This window comes from Streptomyces aureus (assembly GCF_001418135.1).
GTDB lineage: Bacteria > Actinomycetota > Actinomycetes > Streptomycetales > Streptomycetaceae > Streptomyces > Streptomyces aureus_A.
This window is the reverse complement of record NZ_LIPQ01000207.1, coordinates 1-9,866: the sequence shown is the minus strand read 5'-3', so window position 1 is coordinate 9,866 and position 9,866 is coordinate 1. Positions and strand designations below refer to the sequence as shown.

The 9,866-nt window shown below is 71.8% G+C and carries 10 protein-coding genes; 9 read left to right on the top strand and 1 reads right to left on the bottom strand.

Translation table 11 applies throughout. From position 1 onward, the window contains the following. The first annotated feature begins 131 nt into the window (after positions 1–131). From AOK00_RS18335 to AOK00_RS18320, 4 genes are all read left to right on the top strand, one after another. Positions 132–785, top strand: coding sequence for a response regulator transcription factor (locus tag AOK00_RS18335; protein WP_030146958.1), 654 nt, complete (start codon positions 132–134; stop codon positions 783–785). Between the two features lie 5 nt (positions 786–790). Then, positions 791–2,029, top strand: coding sequence for a sensor histidine kinase (locus AOK00_RS18330; protein ID WP_055601378.1), 1,239 nt, complete (start codon positions 791–793; stop codon positions 2,027–2,029). A 396-nt stretch (positions 2,030–2,425) separates the two neighbouring features. Then, positions 2,426–2,722, top strand: coding sequence for a DUF4193 domain-containing protein (locus AOK00_RS18325; RefSeq protein ID WP_003955561.1), 297 nt, complete (start codon positions 2,426–2,428; stop codon positions 2,720–2,722). Positions 2,723–2,733: 11 nt separating this feature from the next. Then, complete coding sequence (locus AOK00_RS18320; RefSeq protein WP_055601377.1) at positions 2,734–3,795, top strand: hypothetical protein; 1,062 nt, start codon at positions 2,734–2,736, stop codon at positions 3,793–3,795. An 81-nt stretch (positions 3,796–3,876) separates the two neighbouring features. Here the strand turns inward: AOK00_RS18320 and AOK00_RS18315 are convergent, their stop codons facing one another. Beyond that, positions 3,877–4,380: a DUF3093 domain-containing protein gene (locus AOK00_RS18315; RefSeq protein WP_055601376.1), complete on the bottom strand. Its 504-nt coding sequence runs from the start codon at positions 4,378–4,380 to the stop codon at positions 3,877–3,879. Between the two features lie 58 nt (positions 4,381–4,438). Here AOK00_RS18315 and AOK00_RS18310 point away from each other — a divergent pair, with 58 nt between their 5' ends. From AOK00_RS18310 to AOK00_RS18290, 5 genes are all read left to right on the top strand, one after another. After that, positions 4,439–5,023: a PaaI family thioesterase gene (locus AOK00_RS18310; protein WP_055601375.1), complete on the top strand. Its 585-nt coding sequence runs from the start codon at positions 4,439–4,441 to the stop codon at positions 5,021–5,023. Then, on the top strand, positions 5,023–5,535 hold the full coding sequence (dut, locus tag AOK00_RS18305; RefSeq protein WP_055601374.1) for a dUTP diphosphatase: 513 nt from the start codon (positions 5,023–5,025) through the stop codon (positions 5,533–5,535). The genes AOK00_RS18310 and dut overlap by 1 nt, the downstream gene beginning before the upstream one ends. A 1-nt stretch (position 5,536) precedes the next feature. Then, positions 5,537–6,301 carry a DUF3710 domain-containing protein gene (locus tag AOK00_RS18300; protein WP_055601373.1) on the top strand — a complete coding sequence of 255 codons (765 nt, stop codon included), beginning with the start codon at positions 5,537–5,539 and terminating at the stop codon, positions 6,299–6,301. 200 nt (positions 6,302–6,501) lie between these two features. Beyond that, on the top strand, positions 6,502–7,254 hold the full coding sequence (locus AOK00_RS18295; protein ID WP_055601372.1) for an ABC transporter ATP-binding protein: 753 nt from the start codon (positions 6,502–6,504) through the stop codon (positions 7,252–7,254). 122 nt (positions 7,255–7,376) lie between these two features. Further along, the coding region (locus AOK00_RS18290; RefSeq protein ID WP_055601371.1) for a sensor histidine kinase at positions 7,377–9,866 on the top strand (2,490 nt) is incomplete at its 3' end.

Sequence of the window (9,866 nt, the reverse complement as noted above, 5' to 3'; positions counted from 1 at the left end):
GCCCAGGGCCCCGCACCGCCGTCTTACAGCCGGTTTACGCGCGTACGGGGCAGGATGGACACGCACAGTCAGTGCTCAGGTCTTCAGCCGGTCCGCCTCAGGACCGCAGCCCCACGGGAAGGATGTACGACGTGCGCGTACTCGTCGTCGAGGACGAGCAGCTGCTCGCCGATGCGGTGGCCACCGGACTGCGCCGGGAGGCCATGGCCGTCGACGTCGTGTACGACGGCGCCGCGGCCCTGGAGCGCGTCGGGGTGAACGACTACGACGTCGTCGTCCTCGACCGCGACCTTCCCCTCGTCCACGGTGACGACGTCTGCCGCAAGATCGTGGAGCTGGGCATGCCCACCCGCGTCCTGATGCTCACCGCCTCCGGCGACGTCAGCGACCGGGTCGAGGGCCTCGAACTCGGCGCGGACGACTACCTCCCCAAGCCCTTCGCCTTCACCGAGCTCACCGCGCGCGTGCGCGCCCTCGGCCGGCGGACCAGCGTGCCGCTCCCGCCCGTCCTGGAGCGCGCCGGCATCAAGCTCGACCCGAACCGCCGCGAGGTCTTCCGCGAGGGCAAGGAGGTCCAGCTCGCGCCGAAGGAGTTCGCCGTCCTGGAGGTCCTCATGCGCAGCGAGGGCGCCGTCGTCTCGGCCGAGCAGCTCCTGGAGAAGGCCTGGGACGAGAACACCGACCCGTTCACCAACGTCGTCCGTGTCACCGTCATGACCCTGCGACGCAAGCTCGGCGAGCCGCCCGTCATCGTGACGGTCCCCGGCTCCGGGTACCGGATCTGAGCACGATGCCCGCCACCGCAGTGCCCCACCCCCACGCGCCCCCGAAGCCTGCCTGGGACCCCAGGGACCCGGTCAGGCCCCTGCTGCGCCCGACCATCCGGATACGTCTCACGCTTTTGTACGGCGGGATGTTCCTGATCGCGGGCATCCTGCTGCTCTCGATCATCTACCTCTTCACCGCGCAGGCGCTCACCCACAGCGTGTCCGAACTGCCCTTCAAGGTGGTCGAGGGCCAGGTCCAGCCGACCACCTCCTGGTGCGAGCTGCCCGCGCAGGGCACCGGGGAGCAACTCAACCAGGCGGTCTCCGTCTGCCTCCGGTACCAGAGCGACCGGGCCCTCGAGGACCTCCTGCGCCGCTCGCTCTTCGCCCTGCTCGGACTGAGCATCATCGCCTTCGCCTTCGGCTACGCCATGGCGGGGCGGGTGCTCTCGCCGCTCGGCCGGATCACCCGGACCGCCCGCCAGGTGGCCGGTTCCGATCTGTCCCGGCGGATCGAGCTGGACGGCCCCGACGACGAGCTCAAGGAGCTCGCCGACACCTTCGACGAGATGCTGGAGCGCCTGGAGCGGGCCTTCACCGCCCAGCAGCGGTTCGTCGCGAACGCCTCGCACGAGCTGCGGACCCCGCTCGCGATCAACCGCACCCTCCTGGAGGTGCACCTCTCCGACCCGGGTGCGCCGGTGGAACTCCAGCAGCTCGGCAAGACGCTGCTCGCCACCAACGAACGCAGCGAACAACTCGTCGAGGGTCTGCTGCTGCTCGCCCGGAGCGACAACCAGATCATCGAGCGCAAGCCCGTCGACCTCGCCGAGGTCGCCGAGCGGGGCGTCGACCAGGTCCACGCCGAGGCGGAGGCCAAGGGCGTCGAGATCCGGGGCGAGCGCGCGCCCGCGGGCGTCCAGGGCAACGGCGTCCTGCTGGAGCGGATCACGCTGAACCTGCTCCAGAACGCCGTCCGGTACAACATGGCGGAGGGAGGCTGGGTGGAGGTGACGACCGCGACCGAGCACGGCCAGGCGGTCCTGACCGTCTCGAACACGGGTCCCGTGGTCCCCGCGTACGAGATCGACAACCTTTTCGAGCCGTTCCGGCGGCTCCGGCAGGAGCGGACCGGCAGTGACAAGGGCGTCGGCCTCGGCCTGTCGATCGCGCGGTCCGTGGCCCGTGCCCACGGCGGCCGTATCATCGCGGAGCCCCGCGAGGGCGGCGGTCTCGTGATGCGCGTCACTCTGCCGATCTGACACACTGCACGAGCCGACCCGGTTCCGTTCGCTTTGCGCGGAATTCCGTGGGCCCGATTCTGAGACGCTCATGTGTGATCGATCACAGGAGAGGGTGTCCGGACATCCACTCTCCGTAACGGAGAAATCCCCGTGAAAACCCGGAAAAGTCCGGGTTTCCCGGGCCTGGATTGACGGGAAGTACACGGGGTGGCGCCTGCAAGGGGCGCCCACCGGACCGTGTACGGTCCGGTTCGCCACCCGAAGCCGATCACTCGCGAGAGGACGGAACGGGTGTCGATTGAGTAACAGACCTTGATGTGAGGCAAAATCTCCGCCTCAGGTCGGGCACAAGTCCGACCTCTCACGCGTTACGTGCGCTGGAGACACCGCAACCACCCAGAGGGGGAGAGCGACATGGCAACGGATTACGACACCCCACGCAAGACCGACGACGACGTCGATTCGGACAGCCTTGAGGAACTGAAGGCCCGCCGGAACGACAAGTCGACCTCGACCGTCGACGTCGACGAGTTCGAGGCCGCCGAAGGCCTGGAGCTTCCCGGCGCCGACCTCTCGAACGAGGAGCTGGCCGTCCGGGTCCTGCCCAAGCAGGCCGATGAGTTCACCTGCATGAGCTGCTTCCTCGTGCACCACCGCAGCCAGCTGGCCAGGGAGAAGAACGGCCAGCCCATCTGCCGCGACTGCGACTGAGACCCTCGGTCGTGGCAGGCGACACACCGTCCCGGAAGCGGCGTCTGAGGCTCCCTGGGAGCCCCAGGACGTACAAGGGCGGCTCGGACCCGGCGGAGGGTGCCCAGGAGGCCCCTGAAGCCGAGCACGCCGCCTCCCCGCCCTCCCTCGGCGTACGTGACGACGAGCGAGGCCTCCCGGCCTCGCTCGAGGCCGTCACCGAACCGGACCCGGCGCAGCCGCCGGTGGTGCGGGAAGCGGGACGGAGCGACGCGCTGGAGGAAGCGGGGAACGACGAGACACAGCGGGACGGGCGCTTCGGCGCCGTCAAGCGGCTCGCCAATCCCGCGCGCGCCCAGCTCGACAAGATCAAGATCGACTCCGACCGGATCGAAGCCGTCCGGCGCGGCGTCGCGCAGGGCGTCCGGCAGGGCGTGAAGCGCGGCGGAGACAGCGCCAAGGCCGGCATCGGCCATCTGGCCGACCGGTTGATCGACCTCGCCCCGCGGATCCCCGTCCGCGATCTGGCGACCCTGCGCAAACAGTTTCCCGGGCTCGGCCCCGAGGAGCTCGCCGACAAGCTCGTCGCGGGTGCGGCGAACGCGAGCTCGACCGTGGGCGCGAGCATCGGTGCCGCCGCCATGCTCCCCGTACCCCCGGCCATGCCGGCGGAGCTCGCGGCCGAGATCACCGGCGTCGCCGCCGTGGAACTCAAACTCATCGCCGAACTGCACGAGGTCTACGGGCTGCGGCCCCCCGGCCGGCTCACCCAGCGTTCGGCGGCCTATCTGACTTCCTGGGCCGAGGAGCGGGGCATCGACCCCACCAAGCCCACCACGGTCAACGCGGCGCTCGGCGGACAGCTCAAGCGCGAGCTGCGCCAGCAGATCATGAAGCGCATGGTGCGCAACCTGCCGAACCTCACGCCCTTCATGGTCGGCGCGGCGGTCGGCGCGGTCATGAACCGCCGCGACACCAAGAAGCTCGCGGGCCACATCCGCAAGGACCTGCGCAGCCGCCAGGTCCCCTGGGACTCCCTCCGGGAGCTGCCCCCGCTGGAACAGCCGGAGAACCCGAAGGAGCTCGGGTTCTAGGCCCTGTCGTCGGACTCCCGTCGCCCGAAGGGCGGCAGACGGGAGTCCGACGACAGGGCCTGGCCGGACTCCTCGGCCCGCTCAGTCCTGGGCGCCCGCGCGGACGGCGTCCAGGGCCGCCACCAGCGCCTCCGGCTCACGGCTGGAGAGGTACACGTACGGCGTCGGGTCCGAGGGGTCCGTCACCTCGATGCGCACCGCCCGGGTCACATAGCCGCGCATCAGCATGAACGCGCGCGGGTCGGCCTTGTGCGTGCGCCACGCGCGCGCCTCCTCCGCGTCGAGCGCCTCGGCCCCGCCCAGCGCCGAGACCGGGATCCGCGCGTCGCCCGCCACGAGCGAACCGGCCACCACCCGGATCCGGGCGGAGCCGTACGAGGACACCGCCGCACCGGCGAGCACCGCCACCACGATCAGACCGCCGAGCATCGGGACCGTACCCAGCGGGACCATGATCAGACCGCCGGAGAGACCGAGCAGGCCCGCGATGAACCACCAGGAGCGGGGCGCCGTCAGCCGCTCGTCGAAGAGCGGTGCGGCGGAGGGCGCGGGGGAGGGGGCGGGGGACGATGCGGAAGGCTGCATGCGTCCAAGCTTGGCACGGCGCGACCTGCGCCCATCCGCGCGGGTAAGGTCTGCGGCTGTGACTGGAACATCTGCCGCCCTCACCCCGCCGGCCGACGCCATACCGCCGGTACGCCACCCCGACGCGCCGGCCCCCGGCGAGCTGCTCGGTTCGCACTACGAGTACTGCTTCGGGTGCGGCGGCGGGCAGTCCCACGGCCTCCACCTGGAGGCGCGCGCGGGCGAGGGCGTGACCGTCACGGCCGAGTTCACGGTGACCCCCGACCACCAGGGCGCCCCCGGGCTCGCGCACGGCGGCGTGCTCGCCACCGCGCTCGACGAGACCCTCGGCTCCCTGAACTGGCTGCTGCGGGTCATCGCCGTGACCGGACGGCTCGAGACCGACTTCGTCCGGCCCGTCCCGGTGGGCACGGTGCTCCACCTGCAGGCCGCGGTGACCGCCGTGCGCGGCCGCAAGATCTTCTCGACCGCCGTCGGCCGGATCGGCGGGCCCGACGGCCCCGTCGCCGTCCGCGCCGAGGCACTCTTCATAGAGGTCAAGGTCGACCACTTCATCGACAACGGCCGCCCGGAGGAGATCCAGGCGGCCATGTCCGACCCCGACCAGGTCCGGCGCGCCCGCGCCTTCGAGGTGAACCCCTGATGAGCAACCCTGTCGACGTACTGATCCGGCGTGTGGACCCGGACGTGCCGATCCCGGCCTACGGCCACCCCGGTGACGCTGGGGCGGACCTGGTCACCACGGAGGCCGCCGTGCTGGCCCCCGGGGAGCGCGCCGTACTGCCCACCGGGATCTCCATCGCGCTCCCGGACGGGTACGCGGCCTTCGTGCACCCGCGCTCCGGACTCGCCGCCCGCTGCGGAGTGGCGCTCGTGAATGCCCCGGGGACGGTGGATGCCGGGTACCGTGGAGAGATCAAGGTGATCGTGGTCAATCTCGACCCGCGCGAGAGCGTGCGGTTCGAACGATTCGACCGGATTGCCCAACTTGTCGTCCAACAGGTCGAGAAGGTGCGCTTCCACGAGGTGGCGGAGCTTCCCGGCTCGGCGCGGGCCGAGGGGGGCTTCGGGTCCACCGGCGGTCATGCCGCCGTGGACGGCACAACGGGTGGGAATCGATACGCTTCGGTCGTATCCGACCGGGAAGGACAGTGACGTGTTCGGACGTCGCAAGAAGAGCGGTGCCGCAGAGGACGCGGCGGGCGAGGCCGAGCAGGTCGTCGACGCGGTGGACGGCGAGGACGCGGACGACGCGGCCCCGCGCCGTGTGAACCTTCCGCCGGCGCCCCGGCCCGACGGACCCTGGGACATCTCCGAGGTCAGCAAGCCCGAGGACGGCCGTGTCGACCTGGGTGGCGTCTTCGTCCCCGGGGTCGAGGGCATGGAGCTGCGGGTGGAGGTGGCGGGCGACGCGATCGTCGCGGCCACCGTCGTCCTGCGCGACAGCGCCGTGCAGCTGCAGGCCTTCGCGGCCCCCAAGAACGAGGGCATCTGGGGCGAGGTCCGCGACGAGATCGCCACGGGCATCATCCAGCAGGGCGGGGTCATCGACGAGGTCGAGGGCCCGCTGGGCTGGGAGCTGCGCGCGCAGGTCCCCGTACAGCTGCCGGACGGCAATCGCGGTGTGCAGCTGGTCCGCTTCGTGGGTGTCGACGGACCCCGCTGGTTCCTGCGCGGAGTGATCTCCGGCCAGGGCGCGGTCCAGCCCGAGGCGGCCGGTCTCCTGGAGCAGATCGTCCGGGACACCGTGGTCGTCCGCGGCGACGGCCCGATGGCCCCGCGCGACCCGATCGTCCTCAAGCTGCCGAACGACGCGCAGATGGTGCCGGACGGCGTGCAGCAGGAGGAGCAGGAGAACTCCCGCTTCTCCGGCGGCATGGGCCAGCTCCAGCGCGGTCCGGAGATCTCCGAGATCCGCTAGTCCGCGCTTCGGGGTGTACGGCCTGATCGGCAGGACACCCCCTGGGACCGGTGGGCCTCCGGGTCCGCCGCGTACTCGCCAGGGCCGATGGGCCGCTTTCCGTACGACACGTACGGGAGGCGGCCCATCGGTCGTTTTCCACAGGTTCCGCCCATGGGCTCTGGCCGTGGGGCGCGGCCGCGGACCATACTGGCGGGCACATGTTCGAGGAGGGGGAGCACAGGGTGAGTGAGAGCAGCACGCGGTCCGCGACGGCCGTCGCCGAGGACCCGGCCGGTCTGCCGATGGTCCGCGTGGAGGACCTGCGCCGTTCGTACGGCACCGGGGAAGCAGCCGTCCACGCCCTGCGCGGGGTCTCCTTCGACATCCCCCGCGGCGAGCTCGTCGCCCTCAAGGGCCGCTCCGGCTCCGGCAAGACGACGCTGCTCAACCTGGTCGGCGGCCTCGACAGCGCGGACGGCGGCTCGATCGTCATCGACGGCGTCGACCTCGCCACCCTCGGTGAGAACGGGCTCCTGGAACTGCGCCGTGACCGGATCGGCTTCATCTTCCAGTCCTTCGGGCTGCTCCCGATCCTCTCCGCCGCCGAGAACGTCGGCGTACCCATGCGGCTGCGCAAGGCCGATCCGAAGGAGCGCGAGGAGCGGGTGGCCCTGCTCCTCGGCCTGGTGGGCCTCGCCGACCACGCGAACCAGCGGCCCGGCGAGCTCTCCGGCGGGCAGCAGCAGCGCGTCGCCATCGCCCGCGCCCTCGCCAACAAGCCGGCGCTGCTCATAGCCGACGAACCGACGGGCCAGCTGGACCAGGAGACCGGCCTCGCCGTCATGCAGCTGCTGCGCGCGGTGGTGCGCAGCGAGGGCTGTACGGCCCTGGTCGCCACCCACGACCCGCAGCTCCTGGGCCTGGCCGACCGGGTTCTCGAACTCAGCGACGGCGAGATCATCGAGCACTGACGCGGTACGGCCGGCCCCGACCGCGGAGCCCGGCGCGGTCCCGACATCAGAAACACGTCAAGACCACTCCGGCCCCCTCCCCGCGTGCGGAATGTCCGATTGGCGGGACGTATGGTCGTGCCATGGGACGCGGCAAGCTTCGGATATACCTCGGCGCTGCGCCGGGCGTCGGCAAGACCTACGCCATGCTCTCCGAGGGGCACCGGCGGGTGGAGCGCGGCACGGACTGCGTCGTGGCGTTCGTCGAGCACCACGGACGGCCGCGCACCGAGGTCATGCTGCACGGCCTGGAGCAGGTGCCGCGCCGCACCCTGGAGTACCGGGGGACCGCCTTCACCGAGATGGACATCGACGCCGTCCTGGAGCGGCGCCCCGCCGTCGCGCTCGTCGACGAGCTCGCCCACACGAACGTGCCCGGCTCCCGCAACCCCAAGCGGTGGCAGGACGTCGCCGAGCTGCTCGCGGCCGGCATCGACGTCATATCGACCGTCAACATCCAGCACCTGGAGTCGCTGGGCGACGTGGTCGAGGCGATCACCGGCGTACGGCAGCGGGAGACCGTCCCCGACGAGGTGGTGCGCCGGGCCGACCAGATCGAGCTGGTCGACATGTCGCCGGAGGCCCTGCGCCGCCGGATGGCCCACGGCAACGTCTACACCTCGGACAAGGTCGACGCGGCCCTCTCCAACTACTTCCGCCCCGGCAACCTCACCGCCCTGCGCGAGCTGGCCCTGCTCTGGACCGCCGACCGGGTCGACGAGTACCTCCAGCAGTACCGGGGCGAGCACAACATCCGCTCCACCTGGCAGGCCCGTGAACGCATCGTCGTCGGTCTGACCGGCGGTCCCGAGGGCCGCACCCTCATACGGCGCGCCACCCGGCTGGCCGAGAAGGGCGCGGGAGGCGAGGTCCTCGCCGTCTACATCGCCCGCAGCGACGGCCTCACCGCCGCCTCGCCCAAGGAGCTGGCCGTCCAGCGCACCCTGGTCGAGGACCTGGGCGGAACGTTCCACCATGTCATCGGCGACGACATCCCCTCCGCGCTCCTGGAGTTCGCCCGCGGGGTGAACGCCACCCAGATCGTCCTCGGCTCCAGCCGCCGCCGCACCTGGCAGTACATGCTCGGCCCCGGCGTCGGCCAGACCGTGGCCCGGGAGTCCGGGCCCGACCTCGACGTCCACATCGTCACCCACGGCGAGGTCGCCAAGGGCCGCGGCCTCCCGGTCGCCCGGGGCGCCCGCCTCGGCCGCTCCCGGATCATCGGCGGCTGGGTGGTCGGCGTCGCCGGACCCGTCCTCCTCGCCCTGCTCCTCACCCACGTCGACGCCGACCTCGGTCTCGCCAACGACATGCTGCTCTTCCTGGCCCTCACCGTCGCGGCGGCCCTGCTCGGCGGCTTCCTGCCGGCGCTCGCCTCCGCCGCGGCCGGCTCCCTCCTCCTCAACTGGTTCTTCACCCCGCCCGTCCACCGGCTCACCATCGCCGACCCCAAGAACATCGTGGCGATCGCCGTCTTCCTCGGCGTCGCCATGTCGGTCGCCTCCGTGGTCGACCTGGCCGCCCGGCGCACCCACCAGGCCGCCCGGCTGCGCGCCGAGTCCGAGGTGCTCTCCTATCTCGCCGGCAGCGTGCTGCGGGGCGAGACCAGCCTCGACGCCCTCCTCGAACGGGTCCGCGAGACCTTCTCCATGGAGTCCGTCGCCCTGCTGGAGCGAGTGGACGACGTCGAGCCCTGGACCCGGGCCGCGAGCGTCGGCCCCCACCCGGCGGCCCGGCCCGAGGACGCGGACGTGGACATGCCGGTCGGCGACCAGCTGGCCCTCGCCCTGTCCGGCCGGGTGCTGCCCGCCGAGGACCGGCGCGTCCTCGGCGCCTTCGCCGCCCAGGCCGCGGTCGTCCTCGACCGTCAGCGACTCGTGGGCGAGGCGGAAGAGGCCCGCAAGCAGGCCGAGGGCAACAAGATCCGCACCTCCCTGCTCGCCGCCGTCAGCCACGACCTGCGGACCCCGCTCGCCGGCATCAAGGCCTCCGTCTCCTCCCTCCGCTCCGACGACGTCGAATGGTCCGAGCAGGACCGCGCCGAACTCCTGGAGGGCATCGAGGCCGGCGCCGACCGCCTCGACCACCTGGTCGGCAACCTCCTCGACATGTCCCGCCTCCAGACCGGCACCGTCACCCCGCTGATCCGTACCGTCGACCTCGACGAGGTCGTCCCGATGGCCCTCGGGGGAGTGCCCGACGGCAGCGCCGAGCTCGACATCCCCGAGACGCTGCCCATGGTCGAGGTCGACAAGGGCCTCCTGGAGCGGGCCGTCGCCAACATCGTCGAGAACGCCGTCAAGTACAGCCCCGAGGGCATGCCCGTGGCCGTCGCCGCCAGCACCCTCGGCGACCGCGTCGAGCTCCGGGTCGTGGACCGCGGCCCCGGTGTCCCCGACGAGGCCAAGGACGGCATCTTCGAGCCCTTCCAGCGCTTCGGCGACGCCCCGCGCGGCTCCGGTGTCGGCCTGGGCCTCGCGGTCGCCCGCGGCTTCGTCGAGGCCATGGGCGGAACGCTCGGCGCCGAGGACACGCCGGGCGGCGGCCTGACGATGGTGCTCACCCTCAAGGCC

Coding starts and splice junctions, on each gene's coding strand:
- AOK00_RS18330 (WP_055601378.1), top strand. CDS start 791: ATGCCCGCCACCGCAGTGCCCCACCCCCACGCGCCCCCGAAGCCTGCC.
- AOK00_RS18325 (WP_003955561.1), top strand. CDS start 2,426: ATGGCAACGGATTACGACACCCCACGCAAGACCGACGACGACGTCGAT.
- AOK00_RS18315 (WP_055601376.1), bottom strand. CDS start 4,380: ATGCAGCCTTCCGCATCGTCCCCCGCCCCCTCCCCCGCGCCCTCCGCC.
- dut (WP_055601374.1), top strand. CDS start 5,023: ATGAGCAACCCTGTCGACGTACTGATCCGGCGTGTGGACCCGGACGTG.
- AOK00_RS18295 (WP_055601372.1), top strand. CDS start 6,502: ATGTTCGAGGAGGGGGAGCACAGGGTGAGTGAGAGCAGCACGCGGTCC.